The 23,976-nt window shown below is 38.8% G+C and carries 26 protein-coding genes; 22 read left to right on the forward strand and 4 right to left on the reverse strand.

Annotated elements, in window-relative coordinates; genetic code table 11:
- Window positions 1–7: 7 nt before the first annotated feature.
- From C3K47_RS14965 to C3K47_RS15045, 17 genes are all read left to right on the forward strand, one after another.
- Window positions 8–394: an HYC_CC_PP family protein gene (locus tag C3K47_RS14965; RefSeq protein WP_133159396.1), complete on the forward strand. Its 387-nt coding sequence runs from the start codon at window positions 8–10 to the stop codon at window positions 392–394.
- A gap of 106 nt (window positions 395–500) precedes the next feature.
- Complete coding sequence (locus C3K47_RS19805; protein ID WP_103789969.1) at window positions 501–1,775, forward strand: efflux RND transporter permease subunit; 1,275 nt, start codon at window positions 501–503, stop codon at window positions 1,773–1,775.
- On the forward strand, window positions 1,768–3,660 hold the full coding sequence (locus C3K47_RS19810) for an efflux RND transporter permease subunit (protein WP_262508184.1): 1,893 nt from the start codon (window positions 1,768–1,770) through the stop codon (window positions 3,658–3,660). Before C3K47_RS19805 ends, C3K47_RS19810 begins: the two co-directional genes overlap by 8 nt.
- Complete coding sequence (locus tag C3K47_RS14980; RefSeq protein ID WP_103789970.1) at window positions 3,650–4,954, forward strand: TolC family protein; 1,305 nt, start codon at window positions 3,650–3,652, stop codon at window positions 4,952–4,954. The genes C3K47_RS19810 and C3K47_RS14980 overlap by 11 nt, the downstream gene beginning before the upstream one ends.
- Complete coding sequence (locus C3K47_RS14985) at window positions 4,932–6,275, forward strand: efflux RND transporter periplasmic adaptor subunit (RefSeq protein ID WP_103789971.1); 1,344 nt, start codon at window positions 4,932–4,934, stop codon at window positions 6,273–6,275. The genes C3K47_RS14980 and C3K47_RS14985 overlap by 23 nt, the downstream gene beginning before the upstream one ends.
- Window positions 6,272–7,555 (forward strand): efflux RND transporter periplasmic adaptor subunit, encoded by a 1,284-nt coding sequence (locus tag C3K47_RS14990; protein WP_103789972.1) that lies wholly within the window; start codon window positions 6,272–6,274, stop codon window positions 7,553–7,555. The genes C3K47_RS14985 and C3K47_RS14990 overlap by 4 nt, the downstream gene beginning before the upstream one ends.
- Before the next feature lie 20 nt (window positions 7,556–7,575).
- Window positions 7,576–8,130, forward strand: coding sequence for a DUF3347 domain-containing protein (locus C3K47_RS14995; protein ID WP_103789973.1), 555 nt, complete (start codon window positions 7,576–7,578; stop codon window positions 8,128–8,130).
- A 108-nt stretch (window positions 8,131–8,238) separates the two neighbouring features.
- On the forward strand, window positions 8,239–8,544 hold the full coding sequence (locus C3K47_RS15000; protein WP_103789974.1) for a type II toxin-antitoxin system HigB family toxin: 306 nt from the start codon (window positions 8,239–8,241) through the stop codon (window positions 8,542–8,544).
- Window positions 8,519–8,905 carry a helix-turn-helix domain-containing protein gene (locus C3K47_RS15005; RefSeq protein WP_243392563.1) on the forward strand — a complete coding sequence of 129 codons (387 nt, stop codon included), beginning with the start codon at window positions 8,519–8,521 and terminating at the stop codon, window positions 8,903–8,905. Before C3K47_RS15000 ends, C3K47_RS15005 begins: the two co-directional genes overlap by 26 nt.
- A gap of 377 nt (window positions 8,906–9,282) precedes the next feature.
- Window positions 9,283–9,927 (forward strand): TetR/AcrR family transcriptional regulator, encoded by a 645-nt coding sequence (locus C3K47_RS15010; RefSeq protein WP_103789975.1) that lies wholly within the window; start codon window positions 9,283–9,285, stop codon window positions 9,925–9,927.
- 17 nt (window positions 9,928–9,944) lie between these two features.
- A complete protein-coding gene (locus C3K47_RS15015; RefSeq protein WP_103789976.1) occupies window positions 9,945–10,880 on the forward strand; it encodes an HlyD family secretion protein in 936 nt (311 codons plus the stop codon).
- A 79-nt stretch (window positions 10,881–10,959) separates the two neighbouring features.
- A complete protein-coding gene (locus C3K47_RS15020) occupies window positions 10,960–11,880 on the forward strand; it encodes an ABC transporter ATP-binding protein (RefSeq protein ID WP_103789977.1) in 921 nt (306 codons plus the stop codon).
- A 10-nt stretch (window positions 11,881–11,890) separates the two neighbouring features.
- Window positions 11,891–12,628 carry an ABC transporter ATP-binding protein gene (locus C3K47_RS15025; RefSeq protein ID WP_103789978.1) on the forward strand — a complete coding sequence of 246 codons (738 nt, stop codon included), beginning with the start codon at window positions 11,891–11,893 and terminating at the stop codon, window positions 12,626–12,628.
- 127 nt (window positions 12,629–12,755) lie between these two features.
- Window positions 12,756–13,862 (forward strand): ABC transporter permease, encoded by a 1,107-nt coding sequence (locus C3K47_RS15030; protein ID WP_103789979.1) that lies wholly within the window; start codon window positions 12,756–12,758, stop codon window positions 13,860–13,862.
- Complete coding sequence (locus tag C3K47_RS15035) at window positions 13,859–14,977, forward strand: ABC transporter permease (protein ID WP_103789980.1); 1,119 nt, start codon at window positions 13,859–13,861, stop codon at window positions 14,975–14,977. The genes C3K47_RS15030 and C3K47_RS15035 overlap by 4 nt, the downstream gene beginning before the upstream one ends.
- A 120-nt stretch (window positions 14,978–15,097) precedes the next feature.
- Complete coding sequence (locus C3K47_RS15040; protein ID WP_103789981.1) at window positions 15,098–15,568, forward strand: hypothetical protein; 471 nt, start codon at window positions 15,098–15,100, stop codon at window positions 15,566–15,568.
- Window positions 15,552–15,752 carry a helix-turn-helix transcriptional regulator gene (locus tag C3K47_RS15045; protein ID WP_103789982.1) on the forward strand — a complete coding sequence of 67 codons (201 nt, stop codon included), beginning with the start codon at window positions 15,552–15,554 and terminating at the stop codon, window positions 15,750–15,752. Before C3K47_RS15040 ends, C3K47_RS15045 begins: the two co-directional genes overlap by 17 nt.
- 19 nt (window positions 15,753–15,771) lie before the next feature.
- On the opposite strand, the gene C3K47_RS15050 is transcribed toward C3K47_RS15045, so the two are convergent.
- On the reverse strand, window positions 15,772–16,200 hold the full coding sequence (locus C3K47_RS15050; protein ID WP_103789983.1) for a (4Fe-4S)-binding protein: 429 nt from the start codon (window positions 16,198–16,200) through the stop codon (window positions 15,772–15,774).
- Window positions 16,201–16,204: 4 nt separating this feature from the next.
- Entirely contained in the window at window positions 16,205–16,627 is a 423-nt protein-coding gene (locus C3K47_RS15055; protein WP_103789984.1) for an OsmC family protein, read from the reverse strand.
- A gap of 112 nt (window positions 16,628–16,739) precedes the next feature.
- Here C3K47_RS15055 and C3K47_RS19755 point away from each other — a divergent pair, with 112 nt between their 5' ends.
- Genes C3K47_RS19755 through C3K47_RS15065 form a run of 3 tightly spaced genes read left to right on the forward strand, consistent with a single transcriptional unit; the run spans window position 16,740 to window position 18,039 of the window.
- On the forward strand, window positions 16,740–17,015 hold the full coding sequence (locus C3K47_RS19755; RefSeq protein ID WP_243392568.1) for a GNAT family N-acetyltransferase: 276 nt from the start codon (window positions 16,740–16,742) through the stop codon (window positions 17,013–17,015).
- Window positions 16,955–17,341, forward strand: coding sequence for a GNAT family N-acetyltransferase (locus C3K47_RS15060; protein ID WP_243392567.1), 387 nt, complete (start codon window positions 16,955–16,957; stop codon window positions 17,339–17,341). The genes C3K47_RS19755 and C3K47_RS15060 overlap by 61 nt, the downstream gene beginning before the upstream one ends.
- Complete coding sequence (locus C3K47_RS15065) at window positions 17,338–18,039, forward strand: type 1 glutamine amidotransferase (protein ID WP_103789986.1); 702 nt, start codon at window positions 17,338–17,340, stop codon at window positions 18,037–18,039. Before C3K47_RS15060 ends, C3K47_RS15065 begins: the two co-directional genes overlap by 4 nt.
- Window positions 18,040–18,113: 74 nt before the next feature.
- Here C3K47_RS15065 and C3K47_RS15070 read toward each other — a convergent pair whose 3' ends face one another.
- Both C3K47_RS15070 and C3K47_RS15075 read right to left on the reverse strand, forming a co-directional pair.
- Entirely contained in the window at window positions 18,114–20,681 is a 2,568-nt protein-coding gene (locus C3K47_RS15070; RefSeq protein WP_103789987.1) for a DUF5686 and carboxypeptidase-like regulatory domain-containing protein, read from the reverse strand.
- A 193-nt stretch (window positions 20,682–20,874) separates the two neighbouring features.
- Window positions 20,875–22,326, reverse strand: coding sequence for an aminotransferase-like domain-containing protein (locus tag C3K47_RS15075; RefSeq protein ID WP_103789988.1), 1,452 nt, complete (start codon window positions 22,324–22,326; stop codon window positions 20,875–20,877).
- An 88-nt stretch (window positions 22,327–22,414) separates the two neighbouring features.
- Here C3K47_RS15075 and C3K47_RS15080 point away from each other — a divergent pair, with 88 nt between their 5' ends.
- Window positions 22,415–23,365, forward strand: a complete 951-nt coding sequence (locus C3K47_RS15080) for a DMT family transporter (RefSeq protein WP_103789989.1) — start codon at window positions 22,415–22,417, stop codon at window positions 23,363–23,365.
- Window positions 23,366–23,409: 44 nt separating this feature from the next.
- Window positions 23,410–23,877, forward strand: a complete 468-nt coding sequence (locus tag C3K47_RS15085) for a GNAT family N-acetyltransferase (protein ID WP_103789990.1) — start codon at window positions 23,410–23,412, stop codon at window positions 23,875–23,877.
- The last annotated feature ends 99 nt before the right edge of the window (window positions 23,878–23,976 follow it).

Consider the following 23,976-nt stretch of genomic DNA (forward strand, 5'->3'; position numbering starts at 1 on the left):
TGTTATAATGACAAAACGTTTGCTCATATTGTGTTTTACATTTTTCTTCCTGCTGATGAATGCAGGAGTGCCAGTGTATGCACATTACTGTGGCAAAGTGTTAACCTCTACAGATTTTCATTTGACAAAAAAATGCAGTTGCACGAAGTCGGGTGAAGAACCTATGAAAGATTGCTGTAAAGACGAAGCCAAAGTAATAAAGGTTCAGGATGACTTTTTAAAGTCACAGCATCAACTTAAAATCCCTGTTTTAAGCATTCATTTTGCACTTTCCTACGTAGCGGTGTTTCTGCATGCTCCTATTGAGATTGAAAAAGTATCATTTAGCGCAGATACTTCTCCCCCTGATTTACCCGTCGAACGGTTTATCTTACATCAAAATTTCAGAATTTAGTTCTATTTCCACGCGAAGCAATTAGTTCTTAATTGCTCGATGACTTTCATAAATTGCATAGAAAGTCTATCAAATTTTCAATTTCTCAAATTTTCAAATTGATCACATGATCTCTAACCTTATTTCCTGGTCGCTCAGAAATCGGTTCATTGTAATTGTTGGAGTAATTGCCTTAAGTATTTGGGGATTTTACTCAATGCAGCAGACACCGATCGATGCAATACCCGATTTATCGGAAAACCAGGTGATCGTTTATACGGAGTGGATGGGCAGAAGTCCTCAAATTATGGAAGACCAGGTAACGTTTCCATTGGTTACCAATCTCCAGGGGCTTCCAAAAGTTAAAGACGTAAGGGCTGCTTCGATGTTTGGAATGAGTTTTATCTATGTAATTTTTGAAGACAACGTAGATATCTATTGGGCCCGAACCCGCGTAATGGAACGGCTCAACTCAGCACAACGCTCATTGCCCGAAGGCGTAACTCCTACCCTTGGCCCCGATGGAACCGGTGTTGGACATATTTTTTGGTATACCTTGGATGCTCCCGGATATGATCTTGGCGAGCTTAGAGCTTTGCAGGACTGGTATGTAAAATTTGCCCTTCAAAATGTTCAGGGAGTAAGTGAAGTGGCATCTTATGGAGGCTTTCAAAAGCAATATCAGATATCCATTGATCCAAATAGGATCAACTATTACCAATTGAGTTTAATGGATGTTTTAAACACCGTTAAGAATAACAATAATGATGTAGGCGGAAGGATTTTTGAGATGAACGGCACAGGTTATATCGTACGTGGGTTGGGCTACATTCAATCAATTGCCGATATCGAAAACATGACCATTGCCACTAAAAACTCTATTCCTATTCGTGTTAAGGATATCGGCACTGTTCAAATGGGTGGTGAGGCCCGCTTGGGCATTACCGAAGAAAATGGAACTGGAGAAGTAGTTGGCGGTATTGTGGTAATGCGTTACGGAGAAAATGCCGATGCGGTGATTAAAAATGTGAAAGAGAAAATGAAGGAGGTCGAAAAAGGTCTTCCAAAGGGTGTAAAATTTAAAATAGCTTACGATAGAAGTGAGTTAATCGAATCGTCAATTAACAGCTTAAAAAACACCATGACTGAGGAGATCATCCTGGTATGTATTATCATCATTATTTTCCTGTTCCATTTCAGCAGCTCTCTGGTCGTGATGCTTAATATCCCGATAGCTATTTTATTAGGTTTTATTGCCATTAAAAATTTCGGTATTACTTCAAACATTATGTCGTTAAGCGGAATCGCTATCGCTATAGGGGTAATTGTAGACGATGGAATTGTAATGGTTGAAAATGCTTACCGCCATTTAACAGAGGAAGGAGATGATAACCATGCGTGATCCACGAAAACTTACCAATGAGCAGCGGATCGCTATCATTGAAAAATCCGCCAAACAGGTTGGCAAACCCGTTGTTTATTCAACCTTCATCATTATAATTTCATTTTTGCCCGTATTCTTATTGACTGGCCAGGAAGGTAAATTATTTCATCCACTGGCCTGGACCAAAACATTGGTGATGCTAGCGTCGGTTATTTTGGCTATCACGTTTGTACCAGTAATGATGTCGTTTTTCTTAAAAGGAAAAATGCGTCCTGAAAGTCAAAACCCTATCAGCAATTTCTTCAACCGCATTTATGAACCCATTTTAAAATGGTGTCTTGAATGGAAGAAAACAGTTTTGGGAATTAACATACTGGCACTGATCATTTCAATCCCTATGATAATGGGCTTAGGCCGAGAGTTTATGCCGCCATTAGACGAAGGCTCCCTCCTATTTATGCCTGTAACATTGCCTGATGTTTCCAATGCAGAAGCAAAGCGAATTTTACAGATCCAGGATAAGATCATTCTATCGGTGCCGGAAGTAAAACACGTATTGGGCAAGGCCGGAAGAGCCAGCACAGCCACCGACAATGCGCCAATGAGCATGATCGAAAGTATTATTTTGCTTAAACCTCAAAGCGAGTGGCGCGAGGGAAAAACCAAAGATGATATTATCGCTGAACTGAACGCTAAACTCCAAATTCCAGGGGTAACCAATGGCTGGACACAACCGATCATTAACCGCATCAACATGCTTTCAACAGGCATCAGAACCGATGTTGGCGTTAAAGTGTATGGACAAAATCTCGATACGATTTACAGCATTTCCAGGGAAATTGAAAAAGCACTGAAAGACATTGAAGGAATTACCGATCTCTACCCCGAACAGGTAACAGGCGGAAAATTCCTCGATATAAAGATCAAAATAGAAGAGTTGGGCCGGTTTGGATTGAGCATTAACGATGTAAACATGATCGTTGAAAGCGCTCTTGGCGGTATGAACTTAACGAATACCGTAGAAGGTCGTGAACGCTTTAGTGTTAGTGTTCGTCTTGCGCAGGATTTCCGCAGCAGTATCAATGATATAAAACGTACGCTTATACAAACGCCAAACGGACCGGTGCCTTTATCATCAGTAGCAGATATTATGATAAAGGATGGCCCTGCAATGATCAACTCGGAGAATGCCATGCTTCGCGGAACGGTTCTTTTTAATGTTCGGGGCAGAGATCTTGGAAACACAGTAAACGATGCCATCAGTCGTTTGAACGAGACATTAACCTTGCCAAAGGGCTATTATATTGATTGGAGCGGGCAATGGGAAAATCAACTCAGGGCTACTAAAACGCTTTCCATTATCGTTCCGATAGTACTGGTGATTATTTTCTTTATTCTCTACATGACCTACAACCAAGTTAAGGAAGCGATTATCACCATGATGAGTGTACCATTTGCTTTAATTGGAGGCGTGTTCCTGGTGTATTTCTGGGGAATAAACATTTCGGTTGCAGTGGCTGTAGGATTCATCGCCTTATTTGGAGTGGCGGTAGAAACCGGTATGCTGATGGTGGTTTATCTCGACGAAGCCATGAAACGAATGGTGAGAGAAAAAGGAGCTGCGGTATCAATTGCCGACTTGCGTCATTATGTAATTGAGGGATCGGCCAAACGCCTTCGCCCTAAATTAATGACTGTTTCGGTAACCTTGTTCGGCCTGGTTCCGATTCTCTGGAGCCATGGAACTGGCATCGACCTGATGTTGCCAATTGCCTTGCCAATGATTGGTGGAATGATCACTTCAACCATACACGTATTGTTGGTAACGCCTATCATTTTTGAAATGACCAAAGAATATGAATTGAAGAAGCATGGTAAAGTGGAGGTACTAAATGAAAAATAGACCTAAAGTTAGAAGTACGAAATTAGAAGTACAAAGTGGAAAATTGGAAATTTTCAATTTGATGCTGATCTGTTTGACGCTTTTTCTCCTTCCTGCTATCACAAAAGCACAAAACACAATGTCATTAAAAGCTGTTTTGGATAGCATTACAGCGAATAACGCCGGTTTACAGAAATTTGGTTATACCACCAAGGCTAACATCGAAATGGGTAACATGTCGAAGGCGTGGGATGCCCCTACTGTTTCATTGGGAATGGAAGAATTTCCATATTCAAATCAAATGCAAATGGACAATGGAGCTCGTAAGATGCTAATGCTGAATGTGGATCAGATGCTTCCTAACTTTGCTAATCAAAAAGCGAAGGCTGAATATTATCAATCATTCAAAAATCAAAACATGAATGATTATTTCACGCTTAAGAACAAACTTTTTGCCGAGGCCAAATCGGCTTATTTTACTGAACTCATCAGCACAAAGCGTTTAAGTGTTTTAGCAGAGCAGGGTAAAATGCTCGAGTTGCTGATAAAAATTGCAGAAGCCAGATTACAGTATTCGCAAGCAGACCTTCCAACCATTTACAATGCAAGAGCCAAACTTGGCAGCCTCGAATCGATGAAGATCAAGGAAGAAAGCATGATTCGTCAGGCCCGTTCAACATTAAATTATTTAATGAGTAAGCCTTTAACTTCCGATTTACAGATCGATACTTCAATGAGTCTCTCAAGGTACAAAGAGCAAATTACTCAATATGACACATCGTTTGTATTGCAAAACAGAAGTGATATTCAACGGATGACCAATGAGATCACCAGCATGCGACTCAATCAAAAGGTTGCTCAAACCATGTCGAAACCGATGTTTGGCGTAGGGTTCAAAAATATGCGCATGGCTGATGGAACTTATATGTACAGCGCGATGGCCAGCATGAAGCTTCCTCTGGTACCATGGTCGTCGAAAGGGTACAAATCTGAGGTTAAGGCTATCAATTACGAGATTATGGCCATGGAGAAAGAGCGCAAAAACATGGTGAATGAAACAACCAGCATGATCAAAAACACCATGCTCGATTTACAAGCTCAATACAAAGGACTTGATATTTATGAGCAGCGCATCCTCCCCGACTATAAAAAAACATTTGAGGTAAACCTGAATGCTTTTGGAGAGAACAAAGGCGACATTTTCAGAACACTAATGGCTTGGGATGACCTTTTAATGAAACGAATGGATTATCTGAATGTCTTGGACCAAACCTATAAAATGGAGGTAATGTATGAAGAAGCGATTCAAAAGTAGAAGTACGATTTTAGAAGTACGATGTACGAACCGGAACTACGTAAATACACTGCGTCTTTGTGCCTCTGCGGTATTCATTCTTCTGATTATTGCTTTTAGTGCTTGTCAAAAGAAAAAACACACTGAATCAGAAGCTACCTATACTTGCCCAATCCATCCGCAGGTAGTTCAGGATCATCCGGGGACCTGCCCAATTTGTGGGATGGATTTAGAAAAAAAGGTAACCGCAACTGATGTAAACGAAAAGGAAAAGCAAGAACTAAACGAACTGGCAAAAGAGGTAAATGGTACAGTTGTGGGTAATTTTAAAACCGTATATCCTAGAGGAAGAAATGCTAATGATACTGTAAGGCTCAACGGCTATTTTGGTTTAGATGATCGGGCGAAGAACAGCGTATCATCCCGGGTAAGTGGTCGCATTGAAAAATTATATATTAAGTATGAAAATCAGTTAGTGAGTAAGGGACAAAAGCTGTTCGATATTTACAGTCCTGAATTGCTGGCTGCTCAGCGCGATTTATTGTTTGTAATTAAGAATAACGACATGGAGCTCGTTTCGGGTTTAAAGAACAAATTGTTCAACTTAGGAATGACCCAGGCAGAAGTAAGCCAAATTATCAAAACCGGAAAACCATTGCAACTGATCAGTATTTACAGTCCGTATAATGGGGTTTCACATGCTCTTGCATCTGCTAGCACAGGACAAAAAGCGTCCACTACTGGTGACGGAATGGGAATGAGCAATGCTGCAACGGCTGCCAAGGGTAGTACTTCGGCTTCGAGTACCATTCGCGAAGGAATGTATGTATCAAAAGGGCAAACCTTGTTTGAGCTGATGAGCCATGGGCAAGCGTGGGTATTACTTTCGGCATATGAAAAGGATCTTCCGTTAATTCGAACGGGAGATGAAGTGCTGATCACTGTTCCATCAGAAAAAGGTCACCTGATTACCGGAAAAGTCGATTTTATACAACCTTATTACGACAACGATAAGCAAACAGCCACCATAAGGGTTTATATCCCAAGTCATCACGAACTAAAAATTGGTAATTTTATTCAGGGAATGATCGTTCATAGAAATATAAGCGAAGGCTTTTTTGTTCCCAAAACGGCTGTTTATGATCTGGGCAAAACTAAAATTGTTTGGGTAGCTGATAAAGCTGACAAAACTTTCACCGCCCGTACGGTAACCACCGGATCATCAAGTGGCGATTGGATACAAATAAAATCGGGCTTGAACGACGACGAAAAGGTGGCCGTTAATGCTGCTTATTTAGTTGACAGCGATTCATTTATTGAAACGGAAGGAGGGGAAAAATGAGTAATAAGTTATTAGTAATGAGTTTTGAGTTCATCATCACGATGCATAATTCAGTAAAACGAAAAATATATAGCTCAACTCTGCGCCTCTGCTCCTTTGCGGTTACGCTTCTAATTTTTTCATGCTCAAATGAAAAAGCAAAAGAAGGTACTCATGTGCATCAGGAAGCTCAAAAATCAGAAGTTTATTCATGCTCAATGCATCCGAATGTACGATCGGATAAACCTGGCAATTGCCCTATTTGCGGTATGCCATTAACCAAAATTGAAGGTTCGGATGTAAAAGAAGAACATACGCTGCACCTGGCTCCTGTACAATTGATAACGGCCAATATTAAAACGGATACAATAAGAACAGGTGACCTGAACGGAAGTCTTACACTCTCGGCTAAAACCAATTACAATCGTCAGGCACAGGAAATAATTAGTGCCAAAGTTTCGGGCCGAATAGAACAACTGTTTGTGCGTAATCCGGGGGAACAAATCGCGGCCGGACAAAAACTGTATTCTCTTTATAGTGAGGAATTACAATCAACACAACAGGAGTACCTGATCAGTTTAAAACAGCGAAAGGCGTTTGAAGCGGTTTCAGTTGATATGAGTAATGCTATTGTTGCTTTAGAGCGTAAGCTGGAATTATGGGGAATGAACAAGGCGCAAATTAAGCAATTAGCTAATTCCGAAAAGGCAAATCCACGGATTACAATTTTCAGCAAACAGGCCGGAACGGTTACCGAAATACTTAAAAATGAAGGCGAGTATTTAAATGAAGGCGATGCTGTGTTAAATCTATCTTCGTTGAATGATATTTGGGTTGAAGCTGAAGTTTTTGATAATGAATTAACCATTTTGGCTAAAAACCCGAAAATTACTGTCGAGCTGGAAGCTTATCCCGGAGAAATATTTCCGGCGGAAGTAGTGTATCAGAACCCGCATATGCAGGGTGTATCGAACATTAATCTGCTCACGTTAAAAATTAAGAATACTGTAAATCTGAAACCCGGTATGCTGGCTTATGTACATTTAACCACCGGTATTGGTAATGAGCTAATTGTTCCAAAAAGTGCTGTTATTTATGGTGAAAAAATGAATATTGCATGGATTAAACGACCAGATGGCAGTTTCGAGCGCCGCATGGTGGAACTCGGAAAAGAAAATAAGCAGAACGTGCAAATTTTAGAGGGACTGCACAACGGGGAAGTAATTGTAACCTCGGGAGTTTTTCTCTTAAACAGTGAATACATTCTAAAATTCGGAACCAGTATGACTCATAATCATTAACCAATAATAATTTAAAGAGTATGAAAATTAAATTTTATATCGCCACCGCTCTTGTAGCAGGAGTATTGGCAGCTTGTAACGGACAAAGTAAAAAAGCAGAAGCACACGATCATTCTTCGCACGAAGGTCATGATCACGAAGCCGAAGCGGCCCAAACCAGTACAGCGAACCCTGTTCTGAACAATGAAGCGTTGAACAACGTATATGCTCACTATATTCATTTGAAGAACAATTTAGTAGCGTCAAATGAGGCAGAGGCCAAAACTGCAGCACAAGCCGTTAAAACTGCACTAGATGCGCTGAAAGACCCAGAAGCAACAAAAGCTGCAGAAACATCAGCAAGTGCTGCCGACTTAAAAACCCTAAGGGCTTCATTTGATGCATTAACCAAACAGGTTGAGCGCCTGATCAAAAAAACCGGGGTAAAATCAGGGGAAATTTATGTAGAGTTTTGTCCAATGGCCAACAACGACAAAGGAGGCTACTGGCTTTCAAACAATAAAGAAATTCAAAATCCATATTATGGAGATCAAATGATGAAATGTGGCTCGGTGAAAGAAACATTGAAGCAATAGAACACGAATTAATTCTAATTAAAAGAATTTCAAGAATGAGAATGGCTGCCATTGTGCAGCCATTCTTGTTAAAAGTTTTCTAACAGCAAACTTTTACTACCTTTAGAAATGTTTAACATCATCACCCGAAAAACACTTTTATATTATTGCAAACAATATCCTGATGCGGAAAGGAGTTTGAACGATTGGTATAAAACGATAGTAAAATCGGACTTTAAAAACTTTAATGAATTAAAAGAATTATACAGATCAGCAAGCATTGTTTCCGATAATAGAGTTGTTTTCAATATTATGGGGAACAATTATCGTTTAGTAGTTCGATTCTCGTTTGAATTTAAAACAATTCACCCCAAATGGTTTGGAACTCATACTGAATATAATTCAATTGATGGAACAACAGTTAACAATAAATAAGATGGAATTGAGACCAATTAGAACTGACGAAGAACTTGATTATTGGGCTGAATGGCTTGAATTATCCTTGGACAAAAAACCTGAAAAGGGTTCGGAACTAGGTGATAAAATTGAAATGGTTATTTTATTAATCAAAGATTATGAAGATAAGCATTATCCTATTCCAGATCTTGACCTCATTGAAACCATCAAGTACAAGCAAACTGAAATAGGCTTAAATCAAAGTGAATTAGCCGAATTATTAGGTATTGGCAAAAGTTATCTTTCAGCAATTTTAAGTGGCAAAAAGCCATTAACATTAACGGTTGCTAAGCAGCTGCATAAAAAACTCGGTATTTCAGCAGATGTGCTGTTAGTTTAACACGAATTAATTCTAATTATACGAATTTCACGAATTATCGACAAGCAAATCACTTCCTGGAAGCGGCTTGCTTGTTTTACTTTGATTAGGCCAATTTCACAGGTTATTTAGCTTGGTGAAATTGGCCTAATTTGTTTAATTGGTGATTTAAAAACACGAATTAATTCTAATTAACCGAATTTCACGAATTATCGACAAGCAAATCATTCCCTGGATGCGGCTTGCTTGTTTTAGTTTGATAACACCAATCTCACGAATTCCTATTTAGTGAAATTAGTTTAATTCGTGCAATTCGTGCAAACTTTAATCATTTGTTTAAATCTTTTGATTAATTACTGATTTATTTGAAACTTTGCTTTGCAAAACCTTTGGCATTGATGGCTAAAAAAGAAGTAAAGGCAATTGACAGTTCTACAGAGGAGCGTATAAAACTAGCGGCTCATAAACTTTTCGCTCAAAAGGGCTATGCTGGTACTAAAACCCGTGATATAGCCTCTGAAGCAGGTATTAACCTGGCCTTACTCAATTATTACTTCCGCAGTAAAGAGAAACTTTTTGAACTGATCATGCGCGAGCATATTCAACAGTTTTTCCAGGGGATGTTCCAGGTTTTGAATGATGAGAACACCTCTATTCAGCAAAAAATTGAAACGTTGGTTAGTCGTTATGTGGATACGTTAATGCTAAAGCCTGATATTCCCATATTTGTATTAAGTGAATTGCGAAACAGTCCGATGAACCTGGCCGAAAACATCCAGAAGAATATGCAAATCAAAAATTCGTATTTCATGAAGCAGATCAAGGAGGGCATTTCAAACGGCACTATCGACAATATTCACCCGGTTCAGCTAATGTCAAACCTGATCTCTCTTACTGTTTTTCCATTCATTGCTAACCCTATTTTAAAAACCATACATGGCATTGATCAGGAACAGTTCAATACATTTATGCTCGAGCGGAAAAAATTGATCCCCCTTTGGATCGCCGAAATAATCAAACCTAAAACAACAATTAATAAATAGATAATTCATCAATATAAATGAAAACCTCATCAATTATACTGGCAGCCACAATCATCATGTTAGGTGGCTGTAAAAAAGGCGACAATGATTTTGATGCTTCAGGAACATTTGAAGCTATTGAGACAGTAATTTCGGCTGAAGCCAATGGTACTTTAAAGCAATTTAATGTAGAAGAAGGCCAGCAATTGAAAAGTAATGAGCAGGTGGGTTATATCGACAGTGTACAGTTATACCTTCGTAAAAAACAACTGGAAAGCCAGAAAGCCGGACTCAGCTCACGCATGCCTGATATTTCGACACAAACAGCTGCTTTTAAGCAACAGCTAGTTGTAACCGAAAGCCAACTGAAAACTCAGTATCGCGAGCGCCAGCGTATCCAAAACCTGGTAAATGCCGATGCCGTTCCTACCAAGCAATTGGATGATGTGAACGCTCAAATTGATGTGCTGGAAAAGCAATTGAAAGTGATCAAAGAGCAGGATGCAGCACAACAATCGATATTAAACACCCAAACCAAAGGCTTACAAAGCGACAAAAATCCTATTCAGGCTCAAATTGAACAGTTGGACGATCAACTAGCAAAATGCAAAGTTATTAACCCGGTTAACGGAACTGTTTTGGTTAAATATGTTGAACCTAACGAGATGGTAATGCAGGGCAAGGCACTTTATAAAATTGCCGATATGAGTTATTTAAACTTGCGAGCTTACATTACCGGCGATCAGCTTTCGAAGGTTAAAATTGATCAAAAAGTGAAGGTATTAACCGATGATGGAGCCGACAAATACAAAGAACAGGAAGGTGTGATCACCTGGATCAACGATAAAGCCGAGTTTACTCCAAAAACTATCCAAACTAAAGAAGAACGTGCTAACCTGGTTTATGCTATTAAAGTAAGGGTTAAAAACGATGGATATTTAAAAATTGGCATGTACGGAGAGGTGAAATTTTAATTAATTACGAGTTGCGAATTATTAATTACGGGTTAAAGCTAACTCGTAACCCGCAACCCGAAATTCGCAATAAAATAAAATGGTTACACTCGATAAGCTCAGTAAAACCTATAATAAAGGTAGTGTTCTTGCCGTCGACAAGGTTTCTTTTGAGGTTAACAAAGGAGAGCTTTTCGGATTAATTGGCCCTGATGGTGCCGGCAAAACCAGTATTTTCAGAATGCTTACCACGCTTTTGCTTCCTGATGAAGGCTCTGCAACGGTTGATGGTTTTGATATTGTAAAAGACTATAAAAGCATACGAAACACCGTTGGCTACATGCCGGGGCGCTTTTCGCTTTACCAGGATCTTTCTGTTGAAGAAAACCTTAATTTCTTTGCCACCATTTTCAACACAACTATTGAGGAGAACTACGACCTTATTAAAGATATTTATGTTCAGATAGAACCTTTTAAAGATCGGAAAGCGGGAAAACTCTCAGGCGGTATGAAACAAAAACTGGCCTTGAGCTGTGCACTCATCCACCGGCCCACTGTATTGTTTTTAGATGAGCCCACCACAGGTGTTGACGCGGTTTCGCGTAAGGAATTTTGGGAAATGTTAAAGCGGTTGAAAACGCAGGGAATTACGATTTTGGTTTCAACACCGTATATGGATGAAGCTACTCTTTGTGATCGCATTGCCCTTATCCAGTCGGGGAAAATACTTTCAATTGACACCCCTCAAAACATAGTGGACGCATATCCTGATAACTTATTTGCCATTAAAGCTGAGTCAATTTATTATTTATTGAATGATTTACGCGCTTATACCAAAGTTAAAGGCTGTTTTACTTTTGGAGAGTTCGTGCACATTTCATTTAAGGATAAAAGCGCTACAAATGAGTCTGATATTTTGGCCTATTTAAAAGAAAAAGGGCATAAAAACATAGAAATAAAGGCCGTTACCCCCGGTATTGAAGATTGCTTCATCCGATTAATGACCGAAGAAACCAATTAACAAATCAAAAATGCAGGCGGTAATAAAAGCAGATAAACTAAGTAAGCATTTCGGGCATTTCACAGCGGTAAATGAAATTTCGTTTGAAGTGGCTCCGGGAGAGATCTTTGGCTTTTTGGGTGCTAACGGCGCAGGAAAAACAACTGCCATGCGCATGTTATGCGGTTTATCGATCCCAACCTCGGGCACTGCCACTGTTGCCGGCTTTGATGTTTACAAGCAAACCGAAGAAATTAAAAAGAACATTGGCTACATGAGCCAGAAGTTTTCATTGTACGAAGACCTGACTGTATTAGAAAATATTAGGTTTTACGGGGGAATTTATGGTCTTTCTGACCGGGACCTGCAACAAAAGAGCGAAACCCTGATTACTCGACTGAACCTACAAAATGAAGCTAAGAAATTAGTTGGATCACTCCCATTAGGTTGGAAACAGAAGCTTTCTTTTTCTGTGGCGGTGCTTCATGAACCTAAAATTGTGTTCTTGGATGAACCTACCGGCGGCGTTGACCCGGTTACACGCAGGCAGTTTTGGGATCTGATCTATGAAGTGGCCGACCGTGGTATTACCGTTTTTGTAACCACGCACTACATGGACGAAGCCGAATACTGTAATCGTGTATCAATTATGGTTGATGGCAGCATTGAAGCGCTGGATACCCCGCCAAAATTAAAGCAACAGTTTTCGGCCAATTCAATGGATGAGGTATTTTATGAACTGGCCAGAGGAGCCAAAAGAAGTGAATAAGAGAATGAGTGATTGATAGAATGAGAGGATAAATGTGTTCAATTGTTTTATTGCGAAACTGTTGACCGTCGAACTCCATCATTCTTTCATTCCTTCATTCTTTCATTCTATCATTTTAAAAAGGGTTATGAAACAGTTTTTCAGCTTTGTTAAAAAAGAATTTTACCACATATGGCGCGATAAAAGAACCATGTTCATTTTATTGGGTATGCCTGTGGTGCAAATTGTGATCTTCGGATTTGCGCTAACCAATGAGGTAAAAAACTCACAGATAGCCATTCTTGATAATGCCAAAGATGAGGCAAGCAGTACCATCATTACGCAATTAGATGCCAGTAAGTATTTCGAAATAAGACAAAACCTACACTCCTACCCTGAAATTGAGAAAGCCTTTGAAGCCGGTAAAATAAAAATGGCTATCGTTTTTCCTCAGAATTTCAGCGAAGACCTGCATCACCTTAACAAAGCGCAGATTCAGCTGGTGGCCGACGCTTCGGATCCAAACGTCGCCAATATTTTAACCAATTATGCCACTGCTATTATAGGCGATTATCAAAGACGGATAAACACCAACAACGTGTTGCCCTACACTATTGATACCGAAACCCGAATGTTGTATAACCCGCAGTTGAAAGGGGCCTATAATTTTGTTCCAGGAGTGATGGCTATGGTATTGCTGCTCGTTTGTACCATGATGACTGCAATTACCATTGTTAAGGAGAAAGAAATGGGTACCATGGAAATCATGCTGGTTTCGCCTATGAAACCCATTATGGTAATTATTGCCAAAGCAGTTCCTTATTTATTGCTCTCAATTATAAATATTGCCAGCATTTTACTGCTAAGTGTTTATGTGCTCGAAGTACCCATTAACGGCAGTATTGTGCTGCTGGTGTTCGAAAGCATTTTATTTACCCTGGTTTCACTTTCATTAGGACTCTTGATTTCAACCGGCGCCGAATCGCAACAAACGGCCATGTTTATATCATTGGTGGCCTTATTTTTACCAACGGTAATGCTCAGCGGCTTTATGTTTCCGGTTGAAAACATGCCGTTACCACTTCGTATCATTTCTAATATTGTTCCTGCTAAATGGTATTACAGTATTGTAAAATCAGTAATGATCAAAGGCTTAGGGTTAAAGGTTATTTGGAAAGAAACCTTAATTCTCGCCGGTATGATGTTATTCTTCTTAACATTAGCCATCAGGAAATTTAAAATCCGATTAGCATGAGAACGTTAAAATTTCTGCTTCAAAAAGAATTCCGCCAGATATTTCGCGACCCTTCTATTTTACGGGTCATCTTCATCATGCCGGTCATCCAGCTTATGATTTTACCCTGGGCGGCTGATTATGAAATAAAAAATATTAAACTGAGTGTTGTAGACCACGACCACTCGGAGTATTCGCGTAAGCTGATCAATAAAATCACCGCTTCTGGTTATTTCGAACTGGCTGATTATTCAAACTCTTATAAACAGGCATTACACAAGGTTGAACACGATGAGGCCGACCTGATGCTGGAAATTCCAACATCGTTTGAGAAAGATGTGGTCAAAGAAAATAAAGCCAAACTTTTTATGGCTTTAAATGCCATAAACGGTGTTAAAGCTAATTTGGGAGGCGCTTATTTACGTACCATCATTCAGGATTATAATCAGGAAATCAGGCTCGAATGGTTGCAAATGCCCCGCATGAATATCGAACCCACTATTCAAATTACTTCCTCAAACTGGTATAACCCCTTGCTGAACTATAAGTACTTCATGGTTCCGGGTATCCTGGTTATTTTGCTCACCATGATCGGTTCAAACTTGGCGGCCATCAATATTGTTAAGGAAAAAGAAATAGGTACCATTGAGCAGATCAACGTTACGCCGGTAAAAAAATATCATTTTCTATTAGGCAAACTGGTACCATTTTGGATATTGGGCATGGTAGTATTGACTTTGGGATTATTTATTTCCTGGGCGGTATACGGCATAATTCCTTTAGGAAGTTACCTCACCATTTATGCTTTTGCGGCGGTTTACCTATTAACTGTTTTAGGACTGGGTCTTTTGATATCAACCTATGCCGGCACACAGCAGCAAGCCATGTTAATTTCCTTCTTTTTAATGATGATATTCATTTTGATGGGCGGTTTATATACCTCCATTGACAGCATGCCTCATTGGGCACAGATAATCACCAAATTTAACCCTGTGTCGTATTTTATTGATGTAATGCGAATGGTGGTTTTAAAAGGAAGCGGCTTTTGGGATGTCCGTTACCACTTTATCATTATGTTTACGTTTGCGACGGTATTTAACGGCTGGGCGATTTGGCATTATAGAAAGACTTCATAGGTAATTATATGCAGCTTGCAATGTGAAGCAAGATTCAAATAGTAAAGCCTGCAAGACAAAATGTAAAATATACTTGACATTTAGACTTACATAGTTTACATTTGACTAAACTTAAAATCTATGAACACTAAACTTTTATTACCCAATAAATTTAAACCCACAGGCTGGATCCTTTTGACCGTTGGTATTATAGGCACCATATGGGAACCTTCTTTTCCCTGGCTGAGCACAAACGTATTTGGTATTATAACCAGTAATTTAGGACGATCTCTTGATTTATTTAAAGTAACCAGCGATAATCTAAGCAATGAACTTTTCTGGAGTTTGACAATTATTGGTGGCTTATTGGTGGCTTTTTCAAAGGAAAAAATAGAAGATGAATTTATTGCCAATCTGCGATTATCATCTTTTATGTGGGCAGTATTTATCAATTATGTGGTATTACTTTTTACGGTTTTATTTGTTTATGGCCCCTCATTTATCTCGGTAATGTTAACCAATATGTTTACTGTGTTAATCATATTTATCATCCGATTTAATTATGTTTTATATAAGGCTTCAAGAAAATTGGCAAATGAAAAATACAATTAAAGTAGAGCGGGCGATTAACAATTTTACACAAGAAGACTTAGCTAACAAAGTAGGTGTAAGCAGGCAAACCATTAACGCTACTGAAACAGGTAAATACATACCATCAACCGTTTTAGCATTTAAAATTGCCCGGGCCTTCAACAAACCCATTGAATCAATTTTTACGTTGGAAGAAACAGATTAGATGAAATCTCATAAAAACATTATCCTTCAAACCCGTTCTTCAAATGCGTTCCATCACAATAAGGTTTGTTATTTGATCCTCCGCAGCGGCAAAAAGCGGTAGTTTTATTCTTAATAGATTCATTTCCCTCCCGATCCCTCACCTTTAAAGTTCCGTAGATTATCAGGGGACCGTTTGGCCGCACTTCCACAACGGTTTCCAACGTCTCGGCTTCCTGATTGGAAGCATCATTCATATAATAGCTCAAAGCACCTGATGGGCACTTTTTCACCTGTTCTATGATCGCCTGAGTTGTTGCCCCATTAATAGAGATCCAAGGGCGTTTTGTGGGATCAAATACAGAGGATAACCCATTAAAGCATATTCGTGAGTGAATACATTTGCCATTCTGCCAAACTACCGTCACCTCTCCATTTGAGTATTCCTTTTTAAGATTAGCTTTATCCATAGTGTTATTCAATTGAGGTGTTAATATGAATTGGATTTGTTAACAGATTATGAATTGGACAGGAGTTAGCAATTTCGAGCAAACGTTGCATTTTCTCATCGTCCAATTTCTGGCTTACTGATACGATCCGCGTAAAAACCGAACTGAAATGCCCGTTTTCATTCTTATGCTCTAAACAAACCTGTACCATAATATCACCGGTTATCCATTGTTTTCTGTCTACATACATTTTTAGGGTGATAGCTGTACACGCAGCCAAGCCACTCATTAGAAAGTCTGAAGGGCTCGGTCCTTGGTTCTTCCCTCCTATTTGTTCAGGTTCATCAGCAATTAGTTGATGATGCTTGGTTTGTAGCAGGGTTTTATAATTCTCTGCACCAATGGTAGCGGTTACACTTTTTATTGCTTTAACTATATTTTTTTCCATGTGTTAAGCCCTTGTTATAAATTTAGAAGTTAATCATTATTTTTTTGTAAGCTTTTGATTAGCTGATTAAAAAACCGGCCTAAATGGTATATTTGATACAAATAGCCGCTCTATGAACAGTATCTACCAATTTCCTCCTTTACTGGAAAATGAACGCGTAAAACTCGAACCCTTAGAACTAAAACATGTTGAAGAGCTGTTACCAATTGCTTTAAATCCGGACCTATGGCAACTAAGCTCACAAAACTTCCGCTCAAAAGAAGAACTGGAAGCTTATATAAACGCAGTAATAGTCGAAAGAGCTACCAAAAAAGCATTCCTTTTGCTATTTATGATAAGCAATCAGGGCAATATGCCGGGTGCACACGCTTTGGCGAAATGGCTTTAAATCATAAACGTGCGGAGATAGGCTGGACATGGATTGGACCAGAATTTCAGGGAACCGGCTTAAACAAATCGGTTAAATTTGAGTTATTAAATTATGCATTTGACATACTGGATTTGAATCGAATTGAGATTAAAACCGATGAATTGAACCTTAAATCGCAAAACGCAATTAAGAGTATTGGCGCGATTTATGAAGGAACATTCAGAAAACACGCAATTACCTGGTCAGGAAGAGTTAGAAATTCTGTTTATTTCAGCATCATCAAAGAAGACTGGCCAAGAATCAAATTACATCTGTTAACTAAACTAAACGCTTTTCAAGTATGAACATTCATTATTTTCAGCACGTACCATTTGAGGGACTAGGTTATATCGAAACCTGGATCAAGGAAAAAGAATATAATCTGACAGCAACCCGTTTTTATGAAAAGGATAAACTGCCCGATTTAAATCAGGTGGATTGGTTAATTATTATGGGAGGGCCGATGAATGTGGATGATGAGGAGCAGTATCCTTGGCTGAAGGCTGAAAAAGAGTTTATTCAAAAGGCAATTGACGCCAATAAAACCGTTTTAGGCATTTGCCTGGGAGCTCAATTAATTGCGGATGTTTTAGGTGCCGATGTATTTCCCAATAAGTTTAAAGAAATTGGATGGTTCCCTGTTGAAGTATTTGAGGCCACTCACAAATTCAATTTTCCACAAAATAAAATCACTGTTTTTCACTGGCATGGAGACACGTTTGATCTGCCTGAGGATGCCACTTTAGCGGCCAGTTCACGGGCTACTATCAATCAGGCCTTTCGATTTAAACAAAATGTTGTAGGACTTCAATTTCATTTGGAAACAACCCTTGCATGCATTGATGCCTTAATTGAAAACTGTGGTGATGAACTGATTTCAAACGCATTCATACAGTCAGCTGATCAAATCAGAAACTTCGCCCCTAATTATATTGAAGAAAACCATGAGGCTATGCAATTGATTCTGGAACATCTTGAATCACTAACTACTGTTTCCGTATAACTTAAACAGCTATTATCAATATCAAAAAAAGCATCCCGAAAAATCGGGATGCTTTTTTTATTCCTTTCGCCTTCCTAAAAATCGAAAATATAAGCTGCTCTTATACCGAAACTTGCCACGTCGGGATTATCCAGATAAGTAAGGCGTTTTATAAAATCAACCCTGAATAGTTTAAAAATATTACCAATACCAGCTCCCAATTCTACATAAGGTGTATTATTAAGCGCATAGGTATAAGGTATTCCATTTGGGTTCACCGGAAACTGATAAAGTTCGGGATGTAATGACGGATCATTCTCTGATCGCAATGCACCAAATGCCATTTTCGCCGATATAAACTCACGAAGCTTTAACTTTTTCAGTAAGGGTACTTTATTGAGCAAATATCCATTAAACGTATGGTCGAGATAAACATTAACCGAATGGTCGGTTACAAACTCCATAAAGTTCATCAGGTTGAATGAGCGTTGAGAATAGATATAAGTTTGATTAGCAGGAACCAAATTCAATAAAGGGAACGGCACCTGCCCAAATACCCAGCGGCTCTCAAGAGCAATATCTGTATATCCAACCTGTGATAGGTAAAAGCGTTTGGTAATGCTTCCGCTTAACGATTGATAATTATAATCGCCACCGAAGAAATCCTTAATTCCTACGGTAAATTTTGCTGACAGTATAGGAAACTTGTTTGGAATCTGAGTTCGGTATGATTTTCCTTCAATCATTTGCTCATGGGGCGCCCAGCGTAACCGCAGCGAAAGATCTGTTGTGGTTAAGTTTTCTACTTCCGTTTGAACACCGTCATTGATAACCAAATAATGCAGATCTAGAGCAGGCGATTGTTCAGTCCTTCGAAATCCGAAATCATAGGAAAAATGGTTATTAAATTCACGAACATAATTAAACTTATAAGCACTTGTGTACAGCCACTTATTATCCTCGCCCCTTTTAAATGAAAGTAAAAATCCATCACTCTGCGACAATTCTAAGGCCTGACCGGGAATGATTGCCGTACTCTCTATTCCTACCTTTAAATAATTATTAAGGAATTTATAGATTGATTTATGATTCAAGGAATAGGCGACAGAGGTACTGTACTTCCATTTTTCATCTTTTAAACCATAAGCTCCATATCCCTCAAAATACCAGGTTCGGTTAAACGCTGGCAATGTCCGCCCTCCAAACTTAAAGCGTGAGCCCTCCAGTTCATTAAAGCTAAAAAAGGTACTTGCCGGCCCCATTTCAAACTTACCGAATGAGTGATAGCCTGTAATTAAAAAATTGGTGATTCTAACCATACTCTTAAACCGTGGTACAGTTTGAAGCGTATCCATGTTATAATAAACCTTAGATTCAGTAGGACTTAGCGAATCTATTCTGTTCTCTTTCCAGTAGTTCTCCGATTGGGAAGTGCTGTTTGCAGCTATTACTACCGTGTCAACATTGTAATAAGAATCTTCCCGCGGATGATCAATTACATAATCTTTAAAGCTGATCGTGCGTTCGCCCACCACTCCTATGCCCTTGTTTTTCAAAAAGCCAAAATCTGATAATACATGGCTCGAGCTTAAGTAATAATGACATAAACTATCCTGACTATAAGTCAAATTAATAGCTAAACTCCTGACCCAATTTAAGTTAACATCTTTATTCAGGTTCATTTCAACCTTTTTAATGGCATAACGCCCATCGAGGGTTACATACAAATTCCCCTCAAACATCATATTACCTTTAACCCGGGGAGTAAAACTCAATTCAACTAAATCACCCTCAACTGTTTTTATGGTATCTGTTATAAAAAACTTATAAGAGTCCTGGGCGTTATCAGCAATTGGACTTAAAAACTGATTGGTAACTATAAAAATGTTGTTCGCATAAATATCAATATCAGCATACATCCTGTTCATGTAGACACTTACACCATTTTGATCAACGTATTTGCTTATATCTACCTGTTGTTTCGCTTTGATAACCGTTTTTGTTTTCTTTAATTTTTTGCTGTAGAAGTTATCCGAGATCTTCTCTTCCATGTACATTGGATAAATCGTTTTACCTTTTATCTTCAACGTATCTTTATTTTCGAATAAAAACTTCATTGGAGAAAGCAGTTTTTTATCAAGTACTTTCTGCGGAAGATCACTCAATGAAAAAACAAGCTTTTCATACTTTTCATACTCAATGCTTTCATAGTTTTTGGGCTGATTGATGGGTTTGTTCTCAATAACCTTTTTAATAAGTGCCACTGCAGGATTGTCCTTGTTTTTGTAAGGAAGTTTTTTGCTTGCCCGTACCTCTGTTTCAGTCAGCATTTGAGCATCACTTACCATCTTAACATTGATAGTTTGAATCGTCCCTGGTGTGGCTTTCTTTGTTACTGTTTTATAACCTAAAAAACTAAACTGAAGCTGAATAGAGCTGGAGGAAGTAACGATCGAATAAAATCCATTCTCATTTGTTGTACTGCCTATTTTGGTGTTTAATAACGAAATGCTTACACCCGCAATTGGTTCACCTGTTTTGGCATCAGTAACTTTTCCCTTAATGATGGTAGATTGAGCGTAGGTAAAAGTTGATAAAAAGAAAAGAATGCAAAAAATGCTTATAAAGTTAAGATGGTAAGGTAATGAGCGGCCCCGGAACATTTGTTGGTTTTAATAATCGACCTTATTATAACGCAAAAAGGATATTGAAGTTCTGACCAATGTGTTTTTTTACACAATAAAATAATTAGATGCTCAGCCCATTGGCATAATTCTCATATATACAAGACCTTATAAATTGATTTATTATTCTTGAAAATGATTAAAAGTTTTAAAATTGAAAGGATTTATAGTTTTAATTTCTCTCCAGGAGCATGTTCTTAGCACATTTCCCAATGACATAAAGTGCATTTTCAACTTCCGGAGTAAACTGATTACAATAACCGATTCTGATAAAGTTTTCATGGCGTTTTTTAGCTGAAAATATAGAACCTGGTAAAATGGCTATTCCTTGTCTGAGTACGATATCCTGAAGCTCTATGGCGTTTACCTTTGAAGGAAGCTCTATCCAGATAACATGTCCACCTTGGGGATCGGTGACTTTTGTTCCTTCGGGGAAATACTTAAAAATAGCTTCTCTATACTTCCGCATTTGAATGTGATAAGCCAAGCGCAATGCCTTTAAATGGTTATCGTATCGGCCATTTTCCAAAAAATGAGCAACGGCTTGTTGCATAAGTGTTGGAGCCGCAATACTGGTCATAAATTTTAGCCGCTCCACTTTTTCTTTGAATCGTCCGGGAGCTGTCCATCCTACCCGCAAACCAGGAGCCACTGTTTTAGAAAATGACGAACACAACAACACCAGTCCATGTTTATCAAACGATTTCGCATTTTTCGGCCTGCTTTTCCCAAAATAGATGTCGCCAAGGATATCATCTTCGATCAACGGAATTTCTCGTTGCGCCAATAATTCCACCAATCGCTTTTTCTCGCTATCGGGCATGCAACTTCCCAATGGATTATTAAAATTCAACGTAAATAAACAAGCGGCTACAGGATTTTTGTCCAGCGCTTTTTCTAGTTCGTCAACGTCAATACCCGTATCCGGATTTGTGGTAATTTCCAAAACCTTCATACCGAGACTTTCGATCGTTTGTAACACTCCATAGTAGGTTGGCGATTCAATGGCAATGGTGTCGCCTTGGTTTGCTACTGCTCGCAGACAAATATTAATGGCTTCCATGCAGCCATTGGTCACAATGATCTCTTCCTTGGATAAGCTTCCACCCCAATGCAACGAAAGACGTGCAATTTGTCGCAAGAGATTTTCATCACCCGGAGGAAAAGCATATTGAAACGATTTCCCCTTATGCTCACGTAAAACAGCTTGAATGGATTTATTCAGTTTTGCTACCGGCAATAATTCAACCGATGGACCGGCAATTGAAAGGTCAACTATGGAATCTTTTTTATGCGGTTTAATAAAATCAGAAACCAAACTATCTACCCTGACATTAATGGGCATTTTCCAGGTGGCAGAGGCCGAAGGCTCTTCCGCGTTTCGCTTAAATGATTTTCGAACGTAATAACCTGAACGAGGACGGGCTTCAATCAAGCCTTTCTTTTCTAAAAGGTAATAAGCCTGAAAAACGGTCGACATACTCACCTTTTGTTCTAAGCTCAAAGAACGTACAGAAGGCATTTTATCACCGGGTTTTAAAACCTCTTGATCAATTAAACGTTGAATAGAAAGTGCAATTTTCTCAAACAACGTAACTTTGGTTAAAACGATTTCGTCTTCCATTTTCAAAACTGATATGGTCAAATTTAACAAAACTGAATCTGTTTTGTTGTTGTTTTTTTATTCAACTTTGTTTTGAAGATCAGAAAAGATGCAAAACACTAACACGAAAGCTTACATAGCACTGGCAATAATTTGTGTAACCTGGGGAACTACCTTCCTTGCAACAAGGGTTGGTATCCAGTCCATTCCTCCCATTTTATTTGGGGCGATACGCCAAACTCTTGCAGCACTCTTTTTCTTTACTGTGTTTTTTATCCGCGGCGGAGTACTTCCCAAGTGGAAGGATATGCGCATGCAAGTGGTGGCGGGTTTACTCATGATTGCTTTGGGCAATGGCGTAGTGGCATGGGGAATAAAATATGTGAGCAGCGGTTTGGCTACTATTATTTGTTCAATGATGCCTATTTGGGTAATTCTGATCAATTTAGTTAGCAATTCTGGTGAAAAACTCAACTGGAAAATAGGTTTAGGAACGTTAATGGGTTTTACAGGGCTGGCATTGATTTTCCGTGACCATTTAACCGAACTGCAAAACAAAGAGTATTTATTTGGAATTATAGTTATTGTGTTTGCCAGCATTTCATGGACCTTGGGAACCATGATCGCCAAAAAGAATTTCTCTGAAAAAGTAAATCCATTTCTTTCCTCAGGTATTCAAACTTTAACAGGCGGTTTGTTGCTATTTGTTTTTAGTCCTTTTGTCGACAACTATGAACATTTAAAATTCAATCAAAATGCCTTACTGGCACTTGCCTATCTGGTAATTTTGGGCTCGGCTGTTTCTTATACCTGTTATAGTTATGCATTGTCTAAACTACCTACATCTGTGGTAGCTATGTACGCTTACATTAACCCGGTAATTGCAGTTATTATGGGTTGGTTGATTTTAGATGAAAAGCTGAATAGCGTGATAGGAATTTCAGCCGCGATTATTCTTACCGGATTGTATTTGGTTAATCAGGGATTTAAAGCACAAACCGTAAAACCAAATCAGGAGTCATTGAAGCCTGAGATGGCAGGTATTAAATACGAAGAATAAAACCATTCGGCATTTAATTAAGATCAATATTAAAATGGAATAATATGGAAACGCTCACTGTCAACATCGTTGATTTTAATTCAACCCATTACAAAGCTTTTGAAGCGTTGAATAGCGCTTGGATAGAAAAGTATTTTTACCTCGAGCCCATTGATAAAGAAGTGCTAAGTAAGCCCGACAAATATATTTTTGCTCATGGGGGTGCTATTATAATGGCTGAAGTGGATGGACAAGCGGTTGGAACCGTAGCTCTAAAGCGTGTTGATTATGAAACTTTCGAGATGACCAAAATGGCTGTTGATGAAAACTACCGAGGCTTAAAGATTGGTTGGCTGTTGGGAAAAGCCATTTTGAACAAGGCAAAAGAATTAGGGGCTACCAAAGTGATCTTGTATTCAAACCGCATATTGGTTCCCGCAATTACCATGTACCATAAACTTGGCTTTGTTGAGGTTGCATTAGAAGAAAGTGGCTATGTACGTTCAGATATTAAAATGGAAATTGATGTCTAGCAGCTCTTGTGAGAGTCTGAAAGCGATTCCATTTAAACCGTCCATTATTTTGCAAAATATTTGCAAAACTGCTTATTTTTATGCCAGTTAATTGCTTTG

It is taken from the genome of Solitalea longa, assembly GCF_002920915.1.
GTDB lineage: Bacteria > Bacteroidota > Bacteroidia > Sphingobacteriales > Sphingobacteriaceae > Solitalea > Solitalea longa.

Bases quoted from the DNA above. Each gene is read 5' to 3' on its own strand.
- C3K47_RS15045 (WP_103789982.1), top strand. From the start codon at position 15,552: ATGAAAAATACAATTAAAGTAGAGCGGGCGATTAACAATTTTACACAA.
- C3K47_RS14990 (WP_103789972.1), top strand. From the start codon at position 6,272: ATGAGTAATAAGTTATTAGTAATGAGTTTTGAGTTCATCATCACGATG.
- C3K47_RS15030 (WP_103789979.1), top strand. From the start codon at position 12,756: ATGAAACAGTTTTTCAGCTTTGTTAAAAAAGAATTTTACCACATATGG.
- C3K47_RS15040 (WP_103789981.1), top strand. From the start codon at position 15,098: ATGAACACTAAACTTTTATTACCCAATAAATTTAAACCCACAGGCTGG.
- C3K47_RS14965 (WP_133159396.1), top strand. From the start codon at position 8: ATGACAAAACGTTTGCTCATATTGTGTTTTACATTTTTCTTCCTGCTG.
- C3K47_RS14995 (WP_103789973.1), top strand. From the start codon at position 7,576: ATGAAAATTAAATTTTATATCGCCACCGCTCTTGTAGCAGGAGTATTG.
- C3K47_RS15050 (WP_103789983.1), bottom strand. From the start codon at position 16,200: ATGGATAAAGCTAATCTTAAAAAGGAATACTCAAATGGAGAGGTGACG.
- C3K47_RS14980 (WP_103789970.1), top strand. From the start codon at position 3,650: ATGAAAAATAGACCTAAAGTTAGAAGTACGAAATTAGAAGTACAAAGT.
- C3K47_RS15055 (WP_103789984.1), bottom strand. From the start codon at position 16,627: ATGGAAAAAAATATAGTTAAAGCAATAAAAAGTGTAACCGCTACCATT.
- C3K47_RS15075 (WP_103789988.1), bottom strand. From the start codon at position 22,326: ATGGAAGACGAAATCGTTTTAACCAAAGTTACGTTGTTTGAGAAAATT.
- C3K47_RS15065 (WP_103789986.1), top strand. From the start codon at position 17,338: ATGAACATTCATTATTTTCAGCACGTACCATTTGAGGGACTAGGTTAT.
- C3K47_RS15035 (WP_103789980.1), top strand. From the start codon at position 13,859: ATGAGAACGTTAAAATTTCTGCTTCAAAAAGAATTCCGCCAGATATTT.
- C3K47_RS15085 (WP_103789990.1), top strand. From the start codon at position 23,410: ATGGAAACGCTCACTGTCAACATCGTTGATTTTAATTCAACCCATTAC.
- C3K47_RS15020 (WP_103789977.1), top strand. From the start codon at position 10,960: ATGGTTACACTCGATAAGCTCAGTAAAACCTATAATAAAGGTAGTGTT.
- C3K47_RS19810 (WP_262508184.1), top strand. From the start codon at position 1,768: ATGCGTGATCCACGAAAACTTACCAATGAGCAGCGGATCGCTATCATT.
- C3K47_RS15015 (WP_103789976.1), top strand. From the start codon at position 9,945: ATGAAAACCTCATCAATTATACTGGCAGCCACAATCATCATGTTAGGT.
- C3K47_RS14985 (WP_103789971.1), top strand. From the start codon at position 4,932: ATGAAGAAGCGATTCAAAAGTAGAAGTACGATTTTAGAAGTACGATGT.
- C3K47_RS15070 (WP_103789987.1), bottom strand. From the start codon at position 20,681: ATGTTCCGGGGCCGCTCATTACCTTACCATCTTAACTTTATAAGCATT.
- C3K47_RS15010 (WP_103789975.1), top strand. From the start codon at position 9,283: ATGGCTAAAAAAGAAGTAAAGGCAATTGACAGTTCTACAGAGGAGCGT.
- C3K47_RS15025 (WP_103789978.1), top strand. From the start codon at position 11,891: ATGCAGGCGGTAATAAAAGCAGATAAACTAAGTAAGCATTTCGGGCAT.
- C3K47_RS15000 (WP_103789974.1), top strand. From the start codon at position 8,239: ATGTTTAACATCATCACCCGAAAAACACTTTTATATTATTGCAAACAA.
- C3K47_RS15005 (WP_243392563.1), top strand. From the start codon at position 8,519: ATGGAACAACAGTTAACAATAAATAAGATGGAATTGAGACCAATTAGA.
- C3K47_RS19755 (WP_243392568.1), top strand. From the start codon at position 16,740: ATGAACAGTATCTACCAATTTCCTCCTTTACTGGAAAATGAACGCGTA.
- C3K47_RS15080 (WP_103789989.1), top strand. From the start codon at position 22,415: ATGCAAAACACTAACACGAAAGCTTACATAGCACTGGCAATAATTTGT.
- C3K47_RS19805 (WP_103789969.1), top strand. From the start codon at position 501: ATGATCTCTAACCTTATTTCCTGGTCGCTCAGAAATCGGTTCATTGTA.